Source organism: Sphingomonas lycopersici (assembly GCF_026130605.1).
GTDB lineage: Bacteria > Pseudomonadota > Alphaproteobacteria > Sphingomonadales > Sphingomonadaceae > Sphingomonas > Sphingomonas lycopersici.
Window position 1 is genome coordinate 625,561 of record NZ_JANFAU010000001.1, and the last position, 23,436, is coordinate 648,996.

At 65.9% G+C, this 23,436-nt stretch carries 16 protein-coding genes; 7 read left to right on the plus strand and 9 right to left on the minus strand.

Features of this window, described 5'->3' with window-relative positions:
- Positions 1 to 82: 82 nt before the first annotated feature.
- A complete protein-coding gene (locus tag NED98_RS02525) occupies positions 83 to 2,191 on the plus strand; it encodes an alpha-glucuronidase family glycosyl hydrolase (RefSeq protein WP_265311804.1) in 2,109 nt (702 codons plus the stop codon).
- Between the two features lie 33 nt (positions 2,192 to 2,224).
- The gene (locus NED98_RS02530; RefSeq protein ID WP_265311805.1) at positions 2,225 to 3,292 is read left to right on the plus strand and encodes a LacI family DNA-binding transcriptional regulator; all 1,068 of its coding nucleotides are present in this window, start codon (positions 2,225 to 2,227) and stop codon (positions 3,290 to 3,292) included.
- A gap of 157 nt (positions 3,293 to 3,449) precedes the next feature.
- Here the strand turns inward: NED98_RS02530 and NED98_RS02535 are convergent, their stop codons facing one another.
- From NED98_RS02535 to NED98_RS02550, 4 genes are read right to left on the minus strand one after another with little or no spacing between them, the layout of a single operon-like run.
- Positions 3,450 to 4,871 (minus strand): sugar porter family MFS transporter, encoded by a 1,422-nt coding sequence (locus NED98_RS02535; protein WP_265267425.1) that lies wholly within the window; start codon positions 4,869 to 4,871, stop codon positions 3,450 to 3,452.
- 27 nt (positions 4,872 to 4,898) lie between these two features.
- Positions 4,899 to 5,765 carry an SMP-30/gluconolactonase/LRE family protein gene (locus NED98_RS02540; protein WP_265311806.1) on the minus strand — a complete coding sequence of 289 codons (867 nt, stop codon included), beginning with the start codon at positions 5,763 to 5,765 and terminating at the stop codon, positions 4,899 to 4,901.
- Positions 5,756 to 6,502: a D-xylose 1-dehydrogenase gene (gene xylB, locus NED98_RS02545; protein WP_265311936.1), complete on the minus strand. Its 747-nt coding sequence runs from the start codon at positions 6,500 to 6,502 to the stop codon at positions 5,756 to 5,758. Before xylB (NED98_RS02545) ends, NED98_RS02540 begins: the two co-directional genes overlap by 10 nt.
- Positions 6,503 to 6,510: 8 nt before the next feature.
- Complete coding sequence (locus tag NED98_RS02550) at positions 6,511 to 7,644, minus strand: fumarylacetoacetate hydrolase family protein (protein WP_265311807.1); 1,134 nt, start codon at positions 7,642 to 7,644, stop codon at positions 6,511 to 6,513.
- Between the two features lie 165 nt (positions 7,645 to 7,809).
- On the opposite strand from NED98_RS02550, the gene NED98_RS02555 reads away from it, so the two are divergent.
- Genes NED98_RS02555 through NED98_RS02565 form a run of 3 tightly spaced genes read left to right on the plus strand, consistent with a single transcriptional unit; the run spans position 7,810 to position 11,596 of the window.
- A complete protein-coding gene (locus tag NED98_RS02555) occupies positions 7,810 to 9,021 on the plus strand; it encodes an SGNH/GDSL hydrolase family protein (RefSeq protein WP_265311937.1) in 1,212 nt (403 codons plus the stop codon).
- On the plus strand, positions 9,018 to 9,947 hold the full coding sequence (locus tag NED98_RS02560) for a polysaccharide deacetylase family protein (RefSeq protein WP_265311808.1): 930 nt from the start codon (positions 9,018 to 9,020) through the stop codon (positions 9,945 to 9,947). Before NED98_RS02555 ends, NED98_RS02560 begins: the two co-directional genes overlap by 4 nt.
- Positions 9,944 to 11,596: a glycoside hydrolase family 43 protein gene (locus NED98_RS02565; protein WP_265311809.1), complete on the plus strand. Its 1,653-nt coding sequence runs from the start codon at positions 9,944 to 9,946 to the stop codon at positions 11,594 to 11,596. Before NED98_RS02560 ends, NED98_RS02565 begins: the two co-directional genes overlap by 4 nt.
- A 40-nt stretch (positions 11,597 to 11,636) precedes the next feature.
- Here the strand turns inward: NED98_RS02565 and xylA are convergent, their stop codons facing one another.
- From xylA to NED98_RS02580, 3 genes are read right to left on the minus strand one after another with little or no spacing between them, the layout of a single operon-like run.
- Entirely contained in the window at positions 11,637 to 12,947 is a 1,311-nt protein-coding gene (gene xylA, locus NED98_RS02570) for a xylose isomerase (protein ID WP_265311810.1), read from the minus strand.
- Positions 12,947 to 14,395: a xylulokinase gene (gene xylB, locus NED98_RS02575; RefSeq protein WP_265311811.1), complete on the minus strand. Its 1,449-nt coding sequence runs from the start codon at positions 14,393 to 14,395 to the stop codon at positions 12,947 to 12,949. The genes xylA and xylB (NED98_RS02575) overlap by 1 nt, the downstream gene beginning before the upstream one ends.
- A gap of 3 nt (positions 14,396 to 14,398) precedes the next feature.
- Positions 14,399 to 15,664 (minus strand): glycoside hydrolase family 43 protein, encoded by a 1,266-nt coding sequence (locus NED98_RS02580; RefSeq protein WP_432423281.1) that lies wholly within the window; start codon positions 15,662 to 15,664, stop codon positions 14,399 to 14,401.
- Between NED98_RS02580 and NED98_RS02585 the strand changes: the two genes are divergently transcribed.
- A complete protein-coding gene (locus tag NED98_RS02585; RefSeq protein WP_265311812.1) occupies positions 15,630 to 17,984 on the plus strand; it encodes a glycoside hydrolase family 95 protein in 2,355 nt (784 codons plus the stop codon). The two genes, NED98_RS02580 and NED98_RS02585, sit on opposite strands and share 35 nt — an antisense overlap.
- Positions 17,985 to 18,052: 68 nt before the next feature.
- Positions 18,053 to 18,694 (plus strand): glutathione S-transferase family protein, encoded by a 642-nt coding sequence (locus NED98_RS02590; protein ID WP_265311813.1) that lies wholly within the window; start codon positions 18,053 to 18,055, stop codon positions 18,692 to 18,694.
- 49 nt (positions 18,695 to 18,743) lie between these two features.
- Here NED98_RS02590 and NED98_RS02595 read toward each other — a convergent pair whose 3' ends face one another.
- Positions 18,744 to 20,288, minus strand: coding sequence for a tryptophan halogenase family protein (locus tag NED98_RS02595; protein ID WP_432423285.1), 1,545 nt, complete (start codon positions 20,286 to 20,288; stop codon positions 18,744 to 18,746).
- Positions 20,289 to 20,343: 55 nt separating this feature from the next.
- Positions 20,344 to 23,256 carry a TonB-dependent receptor gene (locus NED98_RS02600; protein ID WP_265311815.1) on the minus strand — a complete coding sequence of 971 codons (2,913 nt, stop codon included), beginning with the start codon at positions 23,254 to 23,256 and terminating at the stop codon, positions 20,344 to 20,346.
- Between the last annotated feature and the right edge of the window lie 180 nt (positions 23,257 to 23,436).

The following is a 23,436-nucleotide window of genomic DNA, read 5'->3' on the forward strand; positions in this document are numbered from 1 at the left end:
CGCGCAAAAGAGGAAGGCGAAAAGCGGCCTTCGCACGCGGCGGCGCCGGGCGCGATAAACCCGTGCTGCCAGGGGAGTTATCATGACGCGCGCGATCCTATGGCTTTGTGCCGCCCTTTTGCTCGCCGGCGCGGGACCGGCCCAGGCGGAGGACGGATATGATCTGTGGCTTCGCTATCGGCCGCTTCCCGCGCAAGCGCGTACCAACCGCCCGCCGGCGATCGTGGCGCGCGGCGCGTCCCCGATGATGCAGGCGGCGGCGGACGAGCTTGCGCGCGGCCTCGGCGGATTGTTCGCCACGACGGTGGCGCGCGCCGATCATGTGCGTGACGGCGCGGTGGTTCTGGCGCGGATCGGGCACGACGAAGCCGCTTCGCTCCGCGCCCTCGGCCCGCGGCTGGGCGACGAAGGCTATGTCGTTCGCCGGATCACCGTCGCGGGACGCGGGCTCGTCGTCGTCGCGGCGAACGACGACCGCGGCATTCTTTACGGCAGCTTCGCCTTGCTCCGCTGGCTCCAGACCGGTCACACGCTCGGCGCTGTGGCGCTGATGTCGCGCCCGAAAGTGAAATTGCGGGTACTCGATCATTGGGACAATCTCAACGGCAGCGTGGAGCGCGGCTATGCCGGCCAGTCGCTGTGGGACTGGTGGATGCTCCCCGACGTCCGCGAGCCGCGCTATGTCGATTATGCGCGCGCCAATGCCTCGATCGGCATCAACGGGGCGGTGCTCAACAACGTCAACGCTTCCGCATCGAGCCTGACGCAGCGCTATATATCCAAGGCCGCCGCGCTGGCGGACGTCTTCCGGCCCTATGGCATCAAGGTCTATCTGTCGGCGCGTTTTTCCGCCCCGATCGAGATCGGCCATCTGAGCACCGCCGATCCGAAGGACCCGCAGGTCGCGGCGTGGTGGCACGCCAAGGCGGACGAGATCTACGCGGCTATCCCCGATTTCGGCGGCTTTCTCGTCAAGGCCAGCTCCGAAGGACAGCCCGGGCCGCAGGATTACGGGCGCAGCCACGCCGACGGCGCGAATATGCTCGCCGCCGCGCTCGCGCCGCACGGCGGCGTCGTGATGTGGCGGGCATTCGTCTATGCGCACGACAATCCCGAGGATCGCGCCAAACAGGCGTTCGACGACTTCCACCCGCTCGACGGCCGTTTTGCCGATAATGTCCTGGTCCAGGTGAAGAACGGCCCGATCGACTTCCAGCCGCGCGAGCCCTTCCATCCGCTGTTCGGCGCGATGCCGCACACCCCGCTGATGATCGAATTCCAGATCACCAAGGAATATCTCGGCTTCGCCTCGCATCTCGTCTATCTCGGGCCGCTGTTCGAGGAGACGCTGCGCGCCGATACGATGGCTAAGGGCGCGGGGTCGACCGTCGCCGGCATGATCAGCGGGATGGCGGGCGTCGCCAATGTCGGGCGGGATCGCGACTGGACCGGCTCGATCTTCAACCAGGCCAATTGGTATGCGTTCGGCCGCTACGCCTGGGATCCGACGAGCGCGTCGGACGCGATCGCGCGGGAATGGGCGGCGATGACGTTCGCGCCCGATCCGGCGGTCGTCGATCGCGTCGCACGGATGATGGCGGGCTCGCGCGAGGCGGCGGTCGATTATATGACGCCGCTCGGTCTCGCCCATCTGATGGGCACCGATCACCATTATGGCCCCGCGCCCTGGGTCTCGGCGCTCGCGCGACCCGAATGGAACCCGGTCTATTATCATCGCGCAACCGCGGACGGCATCGGCTTCGATCGAACCGCGAGCGGCAGCAGCGCGATCGCCCAATATGCCCCGCCGGTCGCGCAGCGGCTGCGCGATCCGGCGACCACGCCCGAGCGCGAACTATTGTGGTTCCATCACCTGCGCTGGGATTATCGCATGTCCTCCGGCCATAGTTTATGGGAGGAACTGGTCGCGCATTATGATCGCGGGGTCGCCTATGTCGATCAGATGCGGGGCGACTGGACCGCGCTCAAGTCCCGCATCGATGCCGAGCGCTTCGAAAAGACCGCGGCGCTGCTCGGCATCCAGTCGCGCGAGGCGCGGTGGTGGCGCGATGCCAGCCTCGCTTATTGGATGTCGGTGAACCATCTCCCGCTGCCGCCCGGCGTCCGCCCGCCCGCGCACGACCTCGCCTGGTACAAGGCCGAGGACTTCCCCGACGCACCGGGGCATTGACTTGCGCCGGTCGTGGTGACGTAACGGGCGCGCATGAAAAAACCGCGCGCCACACGACGCCAGCACAACACCCCGACGATCAGCGACGTCGCCGCGCGTGCCGGCGTCTCGCCGATGACCGTCTCGCGGGTGATCAACGCCAAGGAAAGCGTGCGGGAGCGGACGCGCGAACGCGTCGAGGCGGCCATCGCGGCGCTGAACTATGCCCCCAACGCCGCCGCACGCGCGCTGGCTGGGGGCGACGATATCCGCATCGGGCTGCTCCATTCCAACCCGAGCTTCGCCTATCTGAGCGCGCTGCTGGTCGGCGCGCTCGATCAGGCCAGCCGCAGCAACGTGCAGCTGATGGTCGAGAAATGCGACGATGCCGACGATTATCGCGCGGTGATCGATCATCTCCTCGCGGGGCGGGTGGACGGCGTGCTGCTGCCCGCGCCGCTCAGCGACGCTGCCGGCATCCTGGAGGCGATCCGCGACGCGGAACTGCCCGTCGTCGCGATGGCAACCGAACATGCACCCGAATGGGCGCTATCGATCTGCATCGACGACAAACGCGCGGCCTACGAAATGACGCGGCATATCGGCGCGCTCGGCCATCGCCGGATCGGCTTCATCAAGGGCGATCCGAACCAGGCGGCGAGCGGCACGCGGCTCGCGGGTTACCGCCGCGCGCTCAAGGATATGGGATTGCCCTATGATCCCAAGCTCGTCGTGAACGGCCTGTTCAGCTATCGCTCGGGGCTCGATGCGGCCGATGTGCTGCTCGGGCTGGCCGACCCGCCGACGGCGATCTTTGCCTCCAACGATGACATGGCCGCCGCGTCGGTGGCGATCGCGCATCGCCGCGGGCTCGAGGTGCCGCGCGACCTTACGGTGTGCGGGTTCGACGATACCGCGCTCGCCACGACGATCTGGCCCGAACTGACGACGATCCGTCAGCCGGTGCTCGACATGGCACGGATCGCGCTCGAACGGCTGGTGCAGGTCATTCGCCTGCAGCGGGCGGGGCGCGCCGACGAGATCGGGCAATCCCATATCCGCGCGGAACATGCGCTGATCCGCCGGCAATCCGACGCTGCGCCGCCGGCTGCGGACGCATAGGGCCGGGATTATTCCTCCCCCGGAGGGGGAGGGGGACCGTTGCGCAGCAACGGTGGAGGGGTAGCCGGCGCAGGCGGTATCGTCTGAGGCTAATACCCCTCCACCAGCCTTCGGCTGGTCCCCCTCCCCCTTCCAGGGGAGGAATAGCGAACCGCTCTCAGCCCTCCATGTCCTCCAGCTCGCGTCCGCGCGTCTCGCTGACCATGCGGCGCACGAAGAAGAAGGAGATCGCCGCGCACAGCGCATAGCCGGTATAGGTGATCGCCAGCCCCGGCGAGACCGCCAGCGCGGGAAAGCTCACGGAGATCGCGGCATTGGCGATCCACTGTGCGAAGCCCGACACCGCCAGCCCCGAGCCGCGGATCTGATTGGGGAACATCTCGCCCAGCATGACCCACATGATCGGCCCCCAGCTGAGGTTGAAGAAGATCACATAGAGGTTCGCCGCGATAAGCGCGACAAGGCCGTTGTGGCCGGGCAGCGTGACCGCATTGCCCGCGCCGGTGACGGCGGTCGAAAAGGCGAAGGCAACCGTGGCAAGGGTAACGGCCATACCGGCCGATCCGATCAGCAACAGCGGCTTGCGCCCGATCCGGTCGACCAGCGCGATCGTCGCAAGGCACGCGCCGATCGACAGCACACCCGACAGGATATTGGTCTGCAGCGCATAATCCTCCGAGAAGCCGACCGCTTCCCACAATGTCGCGCCGTAATAGAAGACGACGTTGATGCCGACGAACTGCTGGAACACCGCCAGTCCGATGCCGGTCCACAGGATCGGGCGGATCCGGCCGGTGCGCTTGTCGATGAGATCGGAAAGCTTGGGCTTGTGGTGATCGGCGGCAAGGCTCGCCTCGATCTCCGCCACCTTGCGATCGGCCTCCGCGGCGCCGAAAAGCCGCGTGAGAACCGCCCGGGCCTGGTCCTTATGGCCTTTCACGACAAGGTAGCGCGGGCTTTCCGGGATGATGAGCAGTGCCAGGAAATAGATCGCGGCCGGGATCGATTGCAGCCAGAACATCCAGCGCCACGCCGGATAGTCGAGCCACAAGGACGCGGTCGATCCTCCAGCGTAGCGCGCCAGCACGAAATTGGCGACGAACGCCCCGGTGAGGCCGGTGATGATCATCACCTGCTGGACGCTCGACAGCCGCCCGCGGATCGCCGCCGGGGTCACTTCCGAGATATAGACCGGCGAAATCACGCTCGCCGCGCCGACGCCGAGACCGCCGATGATGCGGGCGATGATGAAGATCGCCGAGCTGCTTGCCGCGCCGGCGAGGAGCGCGCTGACGAGGAACAGCGCCGCCGCGATCAGCATCACGCTGCGCCGGCCGATCAGATCGGCGAGCCGCCCGGCGCCGAACGCGCCGAGCGAGGACCCGACGAGGATCGCGCCGACGTTGATGCCGATCCCGAGCTTGCCGAGATCGAACGCCGCCTCGAGACCTTTCTGGGTGCCGTTGATGACGCCGGAATCATATCCGAACATGAAGCCGCCGATCGTCGCCACGGCGACGATCGCGGTGATGAAACCGAGGTTGACCCGCATCAGGCCGGATTCTGCCGCCGTCGCCATTCTTCTCTCCTTTTCTCGTTGTTATCGTTATATTTTCGCTTCGTGGACCGCGAGTCCGGCGACGCCGGGGTCGAACGCGAAGACATTACCCGCCAGCGGCTGCGCGGCAAGCGCCGCGGCGTCGAGCCCCTTGCGCGCGGTCGTGGCGTAGGCGATGTCGAGATCGGGGCCGCCAAAGGCGATCTTGGTGACATTGGCGACCGGGAAGTCGATCGTCCGCATCAGCGCGCCCGCCGGATCGTAACGTCGCACACCCCAGCCCCCGAACAGCGACACCCACAGACATCCCTCGGCATCGATCACCGAACCGTCGGGGTGGCCGGCGCCGTCCTCGATCGCGATATGGCGTTCCGGCGTGCCGAGCGAGCTGTCGTCGTGGATCGGGACGCGCCAGATCACCTTTCCCAATGTGTCGGTGTGGTAGAGGATGCGCGCGTCGGCGCTCACCGCCGGGCCGTTGGTGATCGCCACCGTGGGCAGCCCGCTATGGGTGATCATCCCGCCGACACAGCAATAGAGCGCGCCGGTCAGCTCGCTTTCGTCGTCATCCATGCTGCCGAACCAGATGCGCCCGTGGCGATCGGTCGTCGCGTCGTTGAGGCGATTGCCGGGATAATGGGGCTCCGGATCGGCAAGCGGCGCAAAGGCACCCGATGCTGGGTCGAAACGATGCAACCCGTTCTTCAGGCCGGCGATCATCCCGCCGCCTTGCACCGGCAGGACCCAGCCGACCTGATCGGGCGCATCCCATGCCTTCGCCGCGCCGGTCGCGGGATCGAAGCGATGGACGCGTTGGCGCTTGATGTCGACGAACCACAAGGTGCCGCGCGCCCAGAGCGGCCCTTCGCCGAGGATCGCGCCGATCGGGAGGACGGAGTCGACCATTATCGCCATCCCGCATCGACGAAATATTCATGGCCGGTGCACATGCGCGCGTCATCGGATGCGAGGAACAGCGCGAGCGCCGCGACATCGACCGGCTGGATCCGCCCGGCGAGGCATTGCGCCGCGACGATTTCGGCCTCGTCCTCGGGCGTGTACCAGCGCTGCTGGCGCGGCGTCTGCACGTTGCCGGGCACGATCGTGGTGACGCGGATATTGTCGCCGCCCAGTTCGCGGGCCAGTCCGCGGGTCAACCCCTCGATCGCGGCCTTGGCCGTCTGATAGAGAACCAGCCCCTTCAAGCCCAGATGCCAGCTGATCGAGCCGAAGTTGATGATCGCGCCGCCGCCGGCCGCGCGCATCCCCGGAACGACCGCCTGGGCGGTGAAGAACAGATGGCGCAGGTTGGTCGCCATCCGCTCGTCCCAGAAGGCGGGGGTCACCTCGTCGATACTGTGCCGGTCGTCGCTCGCGGCATTGTTGATCAGCACGTCTATCCCGCCAAGATCGTCGGCGATGGCGCCGATCGTCGCGCCCAGCGCGTCGAGATCGCGCAGGTCGCAGCGGAAGAAGCGGGCCGAAGCGACGCGTGCCGCCAGCGCATCGCCGGCATCCGCGTCGAGATCGACGAAGGCGACACGCGCGCCCTGCGCGGCGAAGCTTTCCACCAGCGCGGCGCCGATCCCGGTTGCGCCGCCCGTGATGAGGACGCGCTTGCGCGCCAGGCTCGGATAATGCGCGCGGTCCATCGCGCCGGTCACGCGCCCGGCTCCAGCAGTCCGCGACGGGCAAGATTGGTCATGAGCGCGCCGATCCCCATCCGCCAGGCGGGCGCTTCGCGCGACGTGACGACGCGATTGACGAGCCGCCCGAGCTGGGTGCTTTCGATCGCGACATGGTCACCCACCTTGTGGGTGAAGCCGCGGCCCGGATCGTCGCGATCCTGGATCGGCGCGAAAAGCGTGCCGAGGAACAAGGCGAAGCCATCGGGATAATGATGCTCGCTCAACGTCTGGCGCACCAGTTCCAGCGGATCGCGGCTGATTTCGGTCATGTTGCTCGCGCCGTCGAGCACATAGCTGTCCTCGCCCTCGATCCGCAGCCGCACCTCCGCGCTGCGAACATGGTCGAGCGTGAAGCCCTGGTCGAACAGCCGCACCATCGGCCCCAATGCGCAGGAGGCATTATTGTCCTTCGCCTTGCCGAGCAGCAGCGCCGAACGCCCCTCGAAATCCCTGAGATTGACGTCATTGCCGAGCGTCGCGCCGATCGCCTCGCCGCGGCTGTCGACGATCAGCACGATTTCGGGTTCGGGATTGTTCCAGCCCGAGTCCGATCGGATGCCGATCTCGGCGTCGGGGCCGACCGCGGAAAGCACGGGCGCCTTGGTGAAAACCTCGGCATCGGGGCCGATCGCAACCTCCAGATATTGCGACCAGAGCCCGTCCTCGATCAGCGCCTGCTTCAACGCGTCCGCTTCCTTCGAGCCCGGCACGACCGCCCGGATCGAGCCGCCGACGCGCGTTTCGAGCCGCGCGCGGATCGCCGCGGCGGCGGACCAGTCGCCGCGCGCGCGCTCCTCGATGACACGCTCGATCGCCGAGACGGCGAACGTGACCCCGCATGCCTTGACGCATTGCAGGTCGATCGGGGCGAGAAGCGACGCCATCGCGCCGTCGAACGCGCCGAGCGAGATGCCGCCGTCACCGTCGAGCCGGCCCGATTCGATCAGGGCCGAGACGGTGGGGGCGACGCGCGACATATCGAGCAATTCGCCGTGGCGCACGAGGACGGGGGTTGGCCCTTCGGCATGATCGAGCCGGCCGAGAAAACTTCCGTCACGCCAGTCGCGCGGGAGCGCTGATCCGGGTGCGCCATTGGGACTCAGCATTTCCTCTCCACTCGACATGCGAATTTGATAGCGCTAACAGCATCTCGACCACGGCAATGTCAAGAGCATGCCATCGGTCGGAAAGCGGAGACTCGGATCGCGCCGGAAAATAGCGCGGCACACCGATCGGAGCGAGAGGAGAGGGGAAGAATGATCCGACCGCGCATGGCTGTGGCCGCGCTTCTCATGCTGGCGACCGCCGCCGCGTCGCCCCCGCCGACCAAATGGGTCGGCAGCTGGGCATCGTCGCAGCAAACGCCCGAAGCGCAGAACACGCTGCCGGCAGACGATCTGACCGACACGACGCTGCGTCAGGTGGTGCGGCTTTCGCTCGGCGGCGGCCGGGTGCGCATTCTCGTCAGCAATGCGTTCGGGGCCGAGCCGCTGCGGATCGACAGGGTGCATATCGCACGGGCGATCGCGGCGGACAGCGCGCGCATCGATCCGCTGAGCGACCGTGCGGTCACCTTCGACGGCATGTCCGGGGTGACGGTGCCGGCGGGCGCGAGCTATTGGTCCGATCCGGTCGCCTTCGACGCTGCCCCGCTCAGCGTGGCGGCGATGACGATGTATTTGCCACAGGCGCCGAGCGGCCAGACCAGCCATCCCGCGTCGCGCGCGACGAGCTATCTCGTCCACGGCGATCGCGTCGCCGACGCCGATCTGCGCGATGCGAAAACCGTCGAACATTGGTTCCAGCTCGCGGGGGTCTCGGTCGAGGCAGCCGGCGATGCCCGCGCGGTCGTCACCTTCGGCGATTCGATCACCGACGGGCATGGCGCGACGACCAACGGCAACGATCGCTGGCCGGACCGGCTGGCGGCGCGGCTGCAGGCCGATCCGGCGACCCGCGCGGTCGCGGTGCTCAACCACGGGATCGGCGGCAACCGGCTGCTCAACATCGGTCTCGGTCCCAGCGCCCTCGCCCGCCTCGACCGCGACATATTGGCGCAACCCGGGGTGAAATATCTGATCCTGCTCGAAGGGATCAACGACATCGGCACATTGACGCGCGACGCACCGGCGACATCGGCGCAGCATGACGCGCTCGTCGCCCGGATGATCGGCGCCTATCGCCAGATCGTCACCCGTGCGCGCGCCGCCGGCATCCGCGCCTATGGCGCGACCATCCTGCCGGACGGCGCATCGGGTTATTATCATCCGGACGACCTGAGCGAAGCGGATCGGCAAGCCGTGAACCGCTGGATCCGTGCGCCGGGGAATTTCGATGCGGTGATCGATTTCGACGCGGTGATGCGCGATCCGGCCGATCCGCGCCGGATGCGGGCGGATTACGACTCGGGCGACGGGCTGCATCCCTCGCCCGCCGGATATCGCGCGATGGCGGATGCTATACCGTTGGAGCTGTTCAAATGAGGCCTATCCTCGCGCTCGCCGCTGCATTTGCCGCCACGCCCGGCGGCGCATCCCCGGCGCCGTCGATCGCGATCACGATGGACGATCTGCCCGCGCTCTCGCCGTGGCCCGAAGGCACCGATCGTGTCGCGCTGGCGCGGCAGATCACCGAGGCGCTGGCCGCGGCGCATGTCGGGCCGGTCTATGGCTTCGTTAATCACGCGGTGGCGGAGCGTGATCCGGCCGTCGCGCCGTTTCTGGACATATGGCGCCGCGCAGGCCTGCCGGTCGCCAATCACGGTTGGAGCCACGCCGATCTGCACACGGTCGGCACGGCGGCCTTCATCGACGATATCGCGCGCAACGAATCGTATCTCGCGGCGGCGATGAAGGGCGAGGACTGGCGCTGGTTCCGCTATCCCTTCCTGCGCGAGGGCGTGGATGACGCACAGCGCCTCGCGGTGCGCGGCGAGCTTGCCCGGCGCGGTTACAAGATCGCCGCGGTGACGATGAGTTTTGAGGATTATTTGTGGAACCCGCCCTATGCCCGCTGCGTCGCGGCGGGAGACAAGGCGGCGGTAGCGGAACTGGAACGCAGCTATCTCGCCGCCGCGCGCGACGCCGTGCGCGCCTCGCGCAGCCAGGCGCGCGCGGTGTACGGGCGGGACATTCCCTATGTCCTGCTGATCCATGTCGGCGCGTTCACCACGCGGATGCTGCCGCGCCTGCTGGCGCAATATCGACAGGAGGGGTTTCGCTTCCTCACCTTGCCGAAGGCGGAATCCGATCCGGCCTATGCCGCCGATCGCAATCCCGCTTTGCCGCCGGTGGATTCGCTGTCGCGCCGCGCCGCGGGGAAGGACGGCGTCTATCGCTCGCCGGATTACGGCCCGGCGCTCGCGGCGACATGCCAGACGCAAACGCACGCGGGGGAGCCGCTGAGATGAAACCGGCATTGCTGATCGCGGTGCTTTTCGGCGCCGTCGGGGCGGGACCGGCCGCGGCGCAGGAGACCGCCGTCCCCGCGCGTTTTGCGTGGTTCGATTATCGCGGGGAGGATGGCGGCGCGCTGCCGGCGGGGCAATATCGCAACCCGATCCTTGCCGGCTATTATCCCGATCCCAGCATCGTGCGGGTCGGGCGTGATTATTATCTCGTCAATTCCACCTTCGCCTGGTTCCCGGGCATCCCCATATGGCACAGCCGCGATCTGGTGACCTGGCGGCAGATCGGCAATGCGATCGACCGGCAGGACCAGCTCGATTTCGCGGGCATCACCATGTCGAGCGGGGTGTTCGCCCCGGCGATCAGCTATCATGCCGGGCGCTTCTATATCGCCAATACCTGCGTGCGCTGCGGCGGCAATTTCGTCATCACCGCCACCGATCCTGCCGGTCCCTGGTCGCGCCCCGCGTGGCTGCCGAGCGTCGAGGGGATCGATCCGTCGCTATTCTTCGACGACGACGGACGGGCGTGGCTGATCAACAATCGCGAACCGGCCGGCGGGTCCCGCTACGACGGGCATCGCGCGATCTGGATTGAGGAGTTCGATCCCAAGGCGCTGGCGGTCAAGGGGAATCCGAAGATGATCGTCGATGGCGGCGCCGATCCCGCCGCCAGGCCGATCTGGATCGAGGGGCCGCATCTCATCAAGAAAAACGGCGCTTATTATCTGATCGCAGCGGAGGGGGGGACGTCGGTCAACCATAGCCAGGTGGTGTTCCGCGCCGATCGGATCGATGGGCCGTACACGCCCGCGCCCGCCGATGTGAACCCGATCCTCACACAGCGCGACCTTCCGCCCGGCCGCCCCGATCCGGTCTCTGCGGCCGGGCATGCCGATCTGGTGGAATTGCCGGACGGGCGCTGGCAGGCGGTATTCCTCGCGACGCGGCCCTATGCCGAGGATTATTACAATATCGGCCGCGAGACATGGCTGCTCCCTGCGACATGGGAGGGCGGCTGGCCGCGCATCCTGCCGCATGGCGCCACCGCGCCGCGCATCGTGACGCGGCCCTTGCCCGCCGCCGGCGAGGCGCCGCCGCAGACCGGCAGCTTTACCGTGCACGACGAGTTCGACGGATCGGCGCTGCCGCTCAACTGGATGACGATGCGCGGCGCGAAAGTGACCGTCGCGGGTGGCGAATTGCGCCTCTCGCCGGAAGATCTGCTGGGCGCGTCGGGCAAACCCGCCTTCGCGGCGCGTCGGCAACAGCATATCGTGGCGACGGCGGAGACGGAGCTGCTCGCGCCGCCTGCCCCGAATAGCAGCGCTGGCCTCGCCGCGCTTCAGAACGACGATTATTTCCTGACCATCGCCGCGGTGGCACGCGATGGCCGCCTGTTCATCCGCGCTGCGCGGCGCGCCGGCCCGAAGGAGCCCGAGGCGGGCGTGACGCTCGCGGAGCGGGCGATCGCCGCGACCGGCCCGATCCGTTTCCGGATCAGCGCGAGGGCAGGGCGCTATGACCTTGCTTATGCGCTAGACGGCCATTGGACGACGCTCGCCGGGGATGTCGACGGCACGAATCTCAGTACCGCGACAGCCGGCGGCTTCGTCGGGACGATGATCGGGCCTTTCGCCGAGCGGAATTGAGGGGAAGGGCGCGCCGGAAACCCCCGACGCGCCCGTCCGGTCAGATGAAGCGGTTGATTAGATTCTCGAACCGTTCCTGCTGGCCCGAGCGTGGCGCCGGGTCGATCGCCTGTTTCTCCGCGAAATCGGCGATGCCGGCGAGATCGAGCGTGCCGATCCACTTGCCGACCGCACCGTCCCAGCCGGCATAGCGCTCCGCTTTCCAGCGATCCAGCCGGCCATCCTCGATCAGCGCGGCGGCGTTGAGGAGGCCGCGCGCGACGGTGTCGATGCCGCCGATATGGCCGTGGAACAGGTCGACCGGGGCCATGCTCTGCCGCCGCACCTTGGCGTCGAAGTTGAAGCCACCGGTGGTGAACCCGCCGGCGCGCAGGATCTCCAGCACGGCAAGCGTCAGTTCCTCAACCGAATTGGGGAATTGATCGGTGTCCCAACCGTTCTGGTGGTCGCCGCGATTGGCGTCGATCGATCCGAAGATGCCGAGCGCGGCGGCGGTCGCAATCTCGTGTTCGAAAGTATGGCCGGCGAGCGTCGCGTGATTGGCCTCGATATTGACCTTCACCTCGTCCTCAAGCCCATATCGCTTGAGGAAGCCGTAGACCGTCGCAGTATCGAAATCATATTGGTGCTTGGTCGGCTCGTGCGGCTTCGGCTCAATCAGGATCGTGCCCTTGAAGCCGATCTTGTGCTTGTGCTCTACGACCAGCGCGAGGAAACGGCCGAAATTATCGAGTTCGCGTTTTAGATCGGTGTTGTGCAGCGTCTCATAACCCTCGCGGCCACCCCATAGTACGTAATTCTGGCCGCCGAGACGATGCGTCGCCTCCAATGCGTCGCGCACCTGCATCGCGCCGAACGCATAGACTTCCGGATCCGGGCTGGTCGCGGCGCCGGCGCAAAAACGCGGGTGGCTGAACAGATTGGCGGTGCCCCACAGCAGTCTGCGCCCGGTCGACGCCTGCAATTGCTCCAGATGCTCCATCGCCTCGGCGAAATAGCGGCGATGCTCCGCGACGCCGGCCGCCTCGGCCATCACGTCGACGTCGTGAAAACAATAGAATGGCACGTCGAGCTTTTGGAAGAAATCGAACGCGACGATCCGCTTCTCCCGCGCAGCGGCGCTGTCGTTCGCGCCGCGATGCCACGGGCGGTTGAACGTTCCCGCGCCGAACACATCGGCACCCGGCCAGCAGAAGGTGTGCCAGAAGCATATGGCGAAGCGCAGATGGTCCTCCATCCGCTTGCCCAGTACCACGCGATCCTTGTCGTACCAGCGATAGGCCAGCTCGTCGGTGCTGTCCGGTCCCTTGTAGGTGATCTGCGGAATGTCGGCGAAGAAATCGGTGCTCATCAAAGGCTCCTGGGCGTGATGCGGGGATAGGCTTCGCGAAACGCGGCGAGCTTGGGCGCGAGCCGGTCGGTCAGCACGGGGTCGGGATGGACGACATGGGCAATTGGCGGGGCGGCGCAGACCTCGGCCGGCGCGCCGCCGTCGACGGCGAGCTGCGCCAATCGTGCAGCGCCGAGCGCCGGACCGACCTCGCCACCCTGGAGATAGACGAGCGACACGCGCATCGCTGCCGCCAGCGTCTCGCCCCAATAGCGCGAGCGCGCGCCGCCGCCGATCACCGCCAGCTCGCCGACGGCTGCCCCGGCTTCGCGCAGCGCGTCGAGGCCGTCGGCGAGCGCGAACGCGACGCCTTCGAGCACCGCTTGCGCGAGCCGCTCGGGCGAACTGTCGTTATCCAGCCGCAGAAAGGCGCCGCGGACCTGCGCGTCATTGTGCGGCGTGCGCTCGCCCGAAAGATAGGGGAGGAACAATTCCGGACCGTTCGCCGCGCCGGCCGCTTCGGCGCGCTGGAACAATTCCGCCGCGCCGCTCGCGCCGGTAAGCCGCGCAACCCAGTCGATGCAGGAGGCGGCGCTGAGATGGACCGACATCTGATGCCACATGTCGGGCAGACAATGGCAGAAAGCATGGACGGCGCGCGCGGGATTGGGCGTGAAGCGGTCATTGGCAACGAAGATCACGCCGGATGTGCCAAGCGACAGCAGCGCCTTGCCGTTGCTGACGACACCGACCCCGGCCGCGCCGGCGGCATTGTCGCCGCCGCCGCCGGCGACCGGCACCTGTGCCATGCCCCAAAGCTCGGCGACGTCGCGCCGCAGCCGGCCGCCGATCGCGCTGCCTTCGACGAGCGTCGGCATATGGCTCCGCGAGAGCGAGCAGGCATCGAGCAAAATGTCGCTCCAATCGCGCGCGGCGACGTCGAGCCACAATGTCCCGGCGGCGTCCGACATGTCCGATGCCTTGTCGCCGGTCATCAGCAGCCGGACATAATCCTTGGGCAGGAGGATCGAGCGCGTCTTCGCGAAGATTTCCGGCTCGTTCCGGGCCACCCAGCGCAGTTTTGGCGCGGTGAAGCCGGGCATGGCGATATTGCCCGAAATCTCGCGCAGCCGCGGCGCATCGGCCTCCAGGCCTGCGCACTCGGCAAACGAGCGTCCATCGTTCCACAGGATCGCGGGACGGAGCGGCAGGTCGTCCGCGCCGAGCAGCGTTGCACCATGCATCTGCCCGGCAAGCCCGATGCCGCGCACCGCGCGGCGGATCGACGGATCGATACCCTGCACCGCCGCCGTCGTCGCGGCCCACCAGTCGGCCGGATCCTGTTCCGACCATAAGGGTCGCGGCCGCTGCACGGTCAGCGCCGCGATGCCCTGTGCGACGACGGCGCCACGCGTGTCGCTGACGACCGCCTTGGCCCCGGAGGTGCCGATGTCGATCCCCAGGAACATGGGCTATTTGACGAACGGGTTGATCAGCTTGATCGTGCCGTCCGGGTTATAGAACAGCTCGGTCATCTTGACGTTGCGCAGCCGGGTCTGTCCGGAAAGCTGGCTATCGGCATAGAATAGCCACCAGCGGCCTTTCCATTCGACGATCGAATGATGCGTCGTCCAGCCCTCGACCGGGAGCAGGAAATGGCCCTTGTAGGTGAAGGGGCCATAAGGATTGTCGCCGATCGCATAGTTCAGGAAATGCGTATCGCCGGTCGAATAGCTGAAATAATATTTGCCTTTATACTTGTGCATGAAGGACGCCTCGAAGAAGCGCCGGTCGTGATCACCGCCGAGCAGCGGCTTGCCCTTTTCGTCGAGGATCACGACGTCGCGCGGCTTTTCCGCAAATTGCCTCATGCCGTCGCCGAGGCGCGCGACCTTTGCCGTCAGCGCAGGCTTGTCGTCGGCCTTCAGATCGGTCTTCGATCCGTTCGGGTCGTAGCTGCCCGTCACGTTGCGCTGTAGCTGACCGCCCCAGATGCCGCCGAAATACATGTAGCTTTTGCCATCGTCGTCGGTGAACACCGCCGGATCGATCGAGAAACTGCCGTTGATCGGCTCAGGATCGGCTTTGAATGGGCCGACCGGCGATTTCGACGTCGCAACACCGATGCGGAATGCACCCGCTTTATCTTTCGCGGGGAAATAGAGGTAGTAAGTCCCGTTCTTATAGGCCGCGTCCGGTGCCCACATCTGCTTTTCGGCCCAGGGAACCTGTTTCACGTCGAGCGCGACCGGGTGGACCGTCACCTTGCCGTTCGGTTCGGTCATGCTGAGCACGTGATAGTCGCGCATTTCGAAATGACCGCCCAGATCGTCTTCCGGCGTCGGTCCGTCGATGTCGTGGCTGGGATAGATGTAGAGCGTGCCGTTCCAGACGTGCGCGGAAGGGTCGGCGGTATAGATTTCGCTGACGAGCGGCTGCGACAGATAATCGGAGGCCGGGCGTTTCCCATCCTTCGCGGCGGTGGCGTTGGATAGCCCGGCGCCATTATCGGCCGCGCGCTCGCCCAGCTTGCAGCCCGATGCGAGCGCGCCCAGCACCAGCGCCGCCGCAACGGCCGTGCCACGCGCCGTTATCGATGTGATTCGCCGTCTGCGCATAAAACCCTCTCCCGCTTGCTTATGCGTTTGTGTTAACGCTACCATTCGTTGACGACAAGCCTTTGCTGTCGATCGGGAGGGGAAATTGCGCCAGAGCCATATCGTCACGCGGCGGACCATGCTGGGGCAGTCGGCAGCGGCAGCCGCCCTCGCCGTGGCGCCGCCCGTTGCCGCCAGCGAACGGATGGAAGCGGATCTGGGGACGAACCGGCTCTGGTATCGCAAGCCGGCCGAACGCTGGACCGAGGCATTGCCGGTCGGCAACGGCCGGATCGGCGCAATGGTATTTGGCGGGATCGACCGCGAGCGGCTCCAGCTCAACGAAGACAGCCTGTGGTCGGGCGGCCCCTATGATCCGGTCAATCCCGAAGCGCGTGCCGCCCTGCCGGAAGTGCGGCGGCTGATCGTCGCGGGGCATCTCGCCGAAGCCCAGGCGCTCGCCAATGCGAAGCTGATGGCGAAACCGCTGCAGCAAATGTCCTACCAGCCTGTGGGCGATCTTCTCATCAACCTGCCGACGATCTCCGCCGACAGCGCGACGGATTACGAACGCGCGCTCGATCTTGATTCGGCGCTCGCGGTCACCCGCTTCACGGCCGGCACGGTACGTTATGAGCGACGGGTGTTCGCCTGCCCGGTGCATCAGGTGCTCGCGGTCCGGCTGACTGCGAGCAAGCCTGGTGCGGTGGATTGCGATGTCAGCCTCGATTCACCCCAGTCTGCCACGCTCGAGCTGGATGGCGATATGCTGACGCTCGCCGGGCGCAATCCCGGCGAGCAGGGAATAGCCGGCGCGCTGCGCTTTGTCGCGCGGGCGCGGGTGCTGCGCGAGGGCGGTACGCTCGAGGCGCGTGCCGCGGGGGTCGGTGTGCGCGGTGCGGACGCGGTGACGATCCTGATTGCGATGGCGACCAGCTATCGCCGCTTCAACGATACCAGCGGCGATCCTGATGCGATCACACGCGCGCAGATCGCCGCCGCCGCCGCGCGCGGCTTTGCCGACATTTTCGCGGCGGGCGTTGCCGATCATCGGCGGCTCTACCGCAGCGTCCGGCTCAACCTCGGCCGAACCGCATCGGCCGATCGCCCGACCGACGAGCGCATACGCACCAGCGAGGAAAGTGACGACCCTGCGCTGGCGGCGCTTTATTTCAACTATGGCCGGTATCTTCTGATCGCTTCCTCGCGCGCAGGCTCGCAGCCGGCCAATCTTCAGGGGATATGGAATGATCACGTGCGGCCGCCGTGGGGCTCCAAATATACCATAAACATCAACACCGAGATGAACTACTGGCCAGCCGAGCCGACCGCACTCGCCGAATGCACCGCGCCGTTGATCGCATTCGTGCGCGATCTCGCCGAGCAGGGCGCGCATACCGCGCGGGAAATGTATGGCGCGCGCGGCTGGGTCGCGCATCACAACACCGACCTGTGGCGTGCCACCGCGCCGATCGACGGCGCCTCATGGGGGCTGTGGCCGACCGGCGGGGCGTGGCTCTGCACCCATTTGTGGGATCGCTGGGATTATGGGCGGGATCGCGATTATCTTGCCTCCGTCTATCCGTTGATGCGCGGCGCGGCGCTGTTCTTCGTCGATGCGCTGCAACGCGATCCGGCAAGCGGGCATCTGGTCACCAATCCCTCGATCTCGCCGGAGAATGAACATCATAAGGGCGTATCGATCTGCGCCGGTCCTGCGATGGACATGCAGATCCTGCGCGATCTGTTCGATCAGGTTGCGCAGGCGGCGGCGATCCTCGACATCGATCGCGCTTTTGCCGCCGAGCTGATCGCGTTGCGCGCCGGCCTCGCGCCGGATCGGATCGGGGCGCAAGGGCAATTGCAGGAATGGCAGGAGGATTGGGACGGTGACGCGCCGGAGCCGCACCACCGCCACGTATCGCATCTCTATGCGCTTTACCCCAGCCACCAGATCGACCCGGACGACACCCCGGCGCTGGCAGCGGCGGCGCAACGCTCGCTCGAATTGCGCGGCGACAGGGCGACGGGTTGGGCGACCGCGTGGCGGATCAATCTGTGGGCGCGGCTGCGCAAGGGAGAGCATGCATATGAGATACTGCGCTTCCTGCTCGGGCCCGCGCGCACCTATCCCAATCTTTTCGACGCGCACCCGCCATTTCAGATCGACGGCAATTTCGGCGGCACGGCGGCGATCGCCGAGATGCTGGTGCAGAGCAAAGGCAATCAGATATTGCTCCTCCCGGCGTTGCCCTCGGCCTGGCCGAGCGGCGCCATCTCCGGGTTGCGTGTGCGCGGTGCGGGCAGCGTCGATGTGAGCTGGCGCGACGGCAGGCTCGACGCTGCAACGATCGTCTCCGTTCTCGCCGGACCGCGCGTCGTGCGGTTGGGCAAGCGGACCGCGACGGTGCGGCTGCGTCCCAACCGGCCCATCCGGCTCACCGAGGCCAGTTTTCGCTAAAGCATAAACCAGTGGCGTGCGCCGCGGGATGATAATATGCGTCGAGTTCAATCCGGGGATGCTCGGCTATGCTCACCGTTTATGGCGAAGGTCGCGGTTTCCGGGTCGTCTGGCTGCTCGAGGAACTGGGGCTGGTTTATCGACTGCGCCCGGTCGATCTGCTGACAGTCGGGAATGATCCCGACTTCCTTGCGATCAACCCCGCTGGCTTCATTCCCGCATTGCAGGATGGCGAGACGATCATGGTCGAATCGATCGCCATTCTTGAATATCTGCTCGCCCGCTACGGGCCGGGCTCGCTTGCCGTCGCCCCTGACGATCCGGCGTTCGCTTCCTACCTGCAATTTCTCCATTTGGGCGAGGCCGGGCTCGCCGGGCCGATGAACGCCGTCTTCGTCGGTCGCGAACTGGCACCCGAAGCCGAGCGGGAGGCGCGGGTTACGCGCTGGGCATTCGAGACATTCGAGGCCCGGCTCGGGTTGGTCATCCGCCGCCTCACCGACCATCCTTATCTCGCCGGCGATCGGTTCACCGCTGCCGATATCTCGGTAAGTTATGCGCTTCTGTTCGGCATGCGAACCGGCAATTACGTCCCCGGGGCTGTCGAGCGGGACTATCTTGCCCGTACAACGGCGCGCCCCGCCTATCTCCATGCGATGGAAAGCTGCCAGGCGACCAAGGCCTGGGCCGCGCGATCACCGGGATTGTAGCGCGCGCTTCAATTCGACCGCGGTTCCGCGCGTTATAGCGCGGTAACCGTCATACCGGTTGCAGGCCATGCTCATGGATCTTGCGGATCAGATCGCGGTGGCGGGGCAGGGTGGTGCGCAACCGTTCGGTCAGCATTGCATTCTCGCGCATCGCGCGATCCGCATGACGCGCGTCATATGCCACCATGCCGGGCGACACCTCGGTACGGAAACCCATGCCGTAGAGGACATATTGATAGCTGGCCGCTGGAAACACCTCCTCGACCCGGTCGAATTCGTCGAGAAACCAGGGCGACTGGTACTTCCACAGCAGCAGCAATTCCCTCAGCCGTTCGGGGATCGTCTCCGGCAATACATTGTCGCGCCAGAATGCGCTGTCGGTTCGCCGCGTAAGGACGTAATGAAGCTTCAGGAAATCGATGATCCGGCCCCAGCGATAATGCGTCGTCGCATTGAAGCGGGACGCCACGATGTCCATGACTTCGCGGCACAGCGGCATTTGTTCGGCGATCAGCTTTGCCGACAGTTCGACGAGTACGATCGCCGATGATTCCAGCGGCTCGAGGAAACCGGCCGACATGCCCACGGCGACGCAATTTCGTACCCAGAATTGTTCGCGATGACCGGATCGGATCACGATCTTGCGCACGGCAAGGTCGTCGGCTGCCGGACCGAGATAGGCGCGCAACTCGCGCTCCGCTTCGTCATCCGAAATATGGCGGCTCGAATAAACATGTCCTGTCCCGCGCCGCGTGGGAAGGCCGATATCCCAGATCCAGCCGGCGGTTTGCGCGGTCGAAACGGTGTGCGAGCGGACGGGGCTGTCCTCATGCTCATAGGGCACCTGCACCGCCATCGCCCGGTCGCAGAACAGGATGTCGCTGCAGTCGCGGAAGGGGACGTTCATTGCTTCGCCGAGAAGGAGTGACCGAAAACCGGTGCAATCGACGAACAGATCCCCCGCGATCTCGCCGGCCTGTTCGGTGACGATCGCACGAATGTCGCCGCTTTCATCCAGCGCGACGCGGGAGACATCGGCGCGGACGTGCCGGACGCCGAGCTTCTCCGTGCAGTGACGGGTGAGGAACGGCGCAAATTTCCCTGCGTCGAGGTGATAGGCATAATTCGCCGCGCCCTCATATTCGGGCGTGGTGATCGCCTTGGGCGCGAGACCGTCGTCGCACAGCCGGCCCTGCGGGCAAACCGCGTCGCAGAAGCTCTGCTGGCCGTTCCCGCTGAGCCAGTGCGGCACGAGGTTCAGCCGTTCGAAACCCTGCGGCAGGACGAGCGGGTGATAATATCCGTCATCCTGCGCGCCGGTCGTCCATCTGGCGAAGCGGGCGCCCTGCTTGAACGCAGCGTCGCATTCGCGGAACAGATCGGTTTCCGATACGCCGATCTTCTTGAGCGTGGAGCGCAGCGTCGGCCAGGTTCCCTCCCCCACGCCGATGATCGGTATGTTGGGGGATTCAACCAGCGTGACCGTGAAGTCCTGCGGAATCCGGCCGCGATGACGGGCGGCGATGACCCCGGCGGTCAGCCAGCCCGCCGTCCCGCCGCCGACGATCACGATATTCTGGATGGGCTTCACGATCGCATTCCCCGGAAAAGGGTAGGGGCGCCCGAGAAGGCGCCCCCGGCAACTCAGGTCAATAGCGGAAACGCACGCCGAAGGTGAAGCGGCGCCCGTAAGACCAGACGTCGAGCAACTGATTGTCGTAGCGACCGTGCGTGCTGTAGTTGGAATTGTTGATATTGGTCACTTCGCCGAACACGGTGAATTGCCGCGTGAGATCGTAGCTCGCCGATGCGTCGATCTGCAGCTGCGAATTCACGTACACGGGCTCGGCACCGAACGTGCCTCCCTGGTTCTGGCCCAGCTGGAGCAGATATTTGTCACGCCAATTGAGCGCGCCGCGGATTTGGAACCCGTTCTTGTCGTAGAAACCGACGAAGTTCGCCGATTTCGCAAGGCCGGTAATCGCAAAAGCTGTCCCCGAAATGTCCGAAGGATCGAAATTGCGATCGGACCACGGCAAGGTCGCATTGGCGTTGAAGCCGAAGCCGCTGTCGCCGAACACGTGCTGCAATGCGAGTTCGAAGCCCTTCACCGTCGCTTCCGGCCCGTTGACCTTCGAATTGACGTTGAACCGCGCGATCTGCCCGGTGCTGGGATCGATCACATTGTTGATGGTCTGCGTCGTGACGCCGCCGACGATGAAGTTGGTCAGGTGCTTCAGGTAGAAGTTTGCCGAGAAATAGGAGTTGCGCTGATAATACCATTCGATCGCGGCGTCGAAATTGTCCGACAGATACGGCTTGAGGTTGGGGTTGCCGCCGCTCGCCGCGAGACTGCCGCGGCGCAAGGTCCCGACATTGATCGTCGGGCGCAGATCGGCAAGCAATGGTCGCGTCAGCGTCCGCGAAGCATCGAGCCGGAAGATCAGGTTGGGCATGATCTCAAGCTTCGCGTCGACGCTCGGCAGCAGATAATTATAGCTGGAGGAACTGACGATCGGCTGTGTCGCCGAATAGCCGTCGTGAAGCGGCCCGAGCGCCGGATCGGGCTGGATCAGCGTCGGATCCCCCGCCGGGATCGACAGGCCGAGCAACTGCCGGCCGAGCGCGGTGGTGGTGACGTGCGTTCCCTCGTCGCGCAGGCCCACGTTCAGGTGGAACGGCATGCCCGCGATTTCGTCCTCGAAGCTCGCTTTGAAGAAGATCGCATAGGTCTTCTCCCGGACCTGCAGCACGCTGCCGGCATCGAGTGACGGAGCGACCGAACCGCCCGTCTGCTCGAGCAGCCGATAGACCTGATACGGATCATAGACGAGCACCGACGGCGCAAGACCGCCCTTGTAGCCGGGAATCCAGTTCGCGGTGCTGATGCTCCCCTGATATACCCCGCCCGGCAGCGGCGCGATGCCGCCGCTCGATCCGCCGGGGCGCCCCGATGGCGTGCCATAGCCGGCCCGGCTGGCGAAGACGCCGTTGGAGAAGGTGCTGGTCGATTCCTGGTAAAGCTTGTCCTCGAGATATTGCGCGCCCAGCTTGACGCTGAACTTATCCTTCGACCAGCCGATCGTCGCGCGCAGCTGCTTGACGAGATCGGTATTATAGGGCGCGCCGCGCACGATGACGTGCGAGCCGATGACCGACTTGTCGGTGAAACGGGAAAGATCGCCGGCCGGGCCGACATCGTGGATCTGCGGCAGATACTGGCTGCTTGGACCAAGGATCGTCAGCCCGGTATTGGCGCCGAGCACCGTCGTCGAGCCGTTGGTGCCGCCGTAGCCGATATCCATGCTGTCGTTGAAGCCGTTGCGGCCGGGGTTGCGCGTGCTGCGCGCGATCGCGCCGTCGAGCTCGAACTTCAGATGTTCGGCGATATCCCATTTCAGGTTCGCGCCGATCTGATTGGTTTCATAGATGTTGCGGGTCCGATTGGCGTTGAAGTCCATCGGCGTGCCGAACTGATTGAAATCGACGACCGTCCCGTGATTGTCGTATTTCACGTTGCGCAAGTCGCTGCCGTTGAACCACGCGGCATAGCCATAGGCGGTGCTGTTCAAGGTCTGGCGGGTGAAATTGTCGTCGATCGTCAGCAACATGCTGTCGGTCGGCCGCCATTGCACCGCAATCCGCCCGTCGACGCGCTCGTCCTGGTTGAACGTCTGCTCGATCCCCTGTTGCTGCGGGAACCAGGTCAGGATCGACTGGCGGTTGCTGGGCGTCGCCCAGGCCGCGCTCGCCGGATCGTTCGTCGGCGAACAATCCGTGCCGATCGGCCCGGACTGGCAGGGCGCGAAATGCGCGCCGATCCAGCCGGGGATGAAGACGTGGTTCGACGTCGTGTCGCGACGGGTATAGGCCACGTCGGCGAGCACGCCGATCGTATTGTCCGCAAAGGTGTCGGATACCAGCAGGCCGCCGGTGGCGCGCACATTCTTGTCGCGCGACTGGAGCGAGCCGGCAGCGGTGGCGGCAAGGTGGAAGCCGTCGCGGTCGAACGGCTTGGGCAGCGAGACGTCGATGATCCCGCCGATCGCGCTGGTCGAAAGCTCGACGTCCGGCGTCTTGTAGACGCTGAGACGGCCGACGAAATCGGAGCCGATCGTGGTGAAGTCTACGCCGCGATTGCCGGTTGCGGTCGAGATATGGCGGCCGTCGTACAAAGTATCGATGAAGTCCTGGCCGAACCCGCGGATGGTGACGCCGGTCGCATCACCGCGCGCACCCGAGCGCTGGATCGAGATGCCCGGCAGGCGCTGCATCGCGGAGGCGACGTTCGAATCCGGGAACTTGCCGATGTCTTCGGCCGAGATCGCGTCGACCACGCCGGGCGAATCGCGCTTGATGTCGAGATTGCGCTGCAGCGACGCGCGCAGGCCCGTGACGACGATATCGTTCGGCGTTTCCGACGGGCTGGCGAGCGTCGTCGTAGCGTCCTGCGCGATTGCCGGCGCGGCGATCGTCAGTGCAACGACGCCCGGTGCGGCGGTCAGCAACAAGCGCCTGGTCGCGCGCGCACCGTTCACCCGCGAATTGGATTGCTTCTTCATCACATCCTCCCCCGTCCTGATCATTCTCGCGTCGGGACGGCTTCGACGCCAACCACCTTCCCCGAGGCTGACGACCTCGATGCAGAGTTTGCCGGAGACGAAGTTTCAGTGCGGTCAGGCCGCCAAATCCCCTCGACTCCGGAATCTGCGGTTCCGGTCTGCGCTTTGGGTAACGCGAAA

What these genes read in the sequence shown, in the direction of transcription:
- NED98_RS02525 (WP_265311804.1), top strand. Translation starts at nt 83, where the DNA reads ATGACGCGCGCGATCCTATGGCTTTGTGCCGCCCTTTTGCTCGCCGGC.
- NED98_RS02530 (WP_265311805.1), top strand. Translation starts at nt 2,225, where the DNA reads ATGAAAAAACCGCGCGCCACACGACGCCAGCACAACACCCCGACGATC.
- NED98_RS02535 (WP_265267425.1), bottom strand. Translation starts at nt 4,871, where the DNA reads ATGGCGACGGCGGCAGAATCCGGCCTGATGCGGGTCAACCTCGGTTTC.
- NED98_RS02540 (WP_265311806.1), bottom strand. Translation starts at nt 5,765, where the DNA reads ATGGCGATAATGGTCGACTCCGTCCTCCCGATCGGCGCGATCCTCGGC.
- xylB (WP_265311936.1), bottom strand. Translation starts at nt 6,502, where the DNA reads ATGGACCGCGCGCATTATCCGAGCCTGGCGCGCAAGCGCGTCCTCATC.
- NED98_RS02550 (WP_265311807.1), bottom strand. Translation starts at nt 7,644, where the DNA reads ATGCTGAGTCCCAATGGCGCACCCGGATCAGCGCTCCCGCGCGACTGG.
- NED98_RS02555 (WP_265311937.1), top strand. Translation starts at nt 7,810, where the DNA reads ATGGCTGTGGCCGCGCTTCTCATGCTGGCGACCGCCGCCGCGTCGCCC.
- NED98_RS02560 (WP_265311808.1), top strand. Translation starts at nt 9,018, where the DNA reads ATGAGGCCTATCCTCGCGCTCGCCGCTGCATTTGCCGCCACGCCCGGC.
- NED98_RS02565 (WP_265311809.1), top strand. Translation starts at nt 9,944, where the DNA reads ATGAAACCGGCATTGCTGATCGCGGTGCTTTTCGGCGCCGTCGGGGCG.
- xylA (WP_265311810.1), bottom strand. Translation starts at nt 12,947, where the DNA reads ATGAGCACCGATTTCTTCGCCGACATTCCGCAGATCACCTACAAGGGA.
- xylB (WP_265311811.1), bottom strand. Translation starts at nt 14,395, where the DNA reads ATGTTCCTGGGGATCGACATCGGCACCTCCGGGGCCAAGGCGGTCGTC.
- NED98_RS02580 (WP_432423281.1), bottom strand. Translation starts at nt 15,664, where the DNA reads ATGGTCCGCCGCGTGACGATATGGCTCTGGCGCAATTTCCCCTCCCGA.
- NED98_RS02590 (WP_265311813.1), top strand. Translation starts at nt 18,053, where the DNA reads ATGCTCACCGTTTATGGCGAAGGTCGCGGTTTCCGGGTCGTCTGGCTG.
- NED98_RS02600 (WP_265311815.1), bottom strand. Translation starts at nt 23,256, where the DNA reads ATGAAGAAGCAATCCAATTCGCGGGTGAACGGTGCGCGCGCGACCAGG.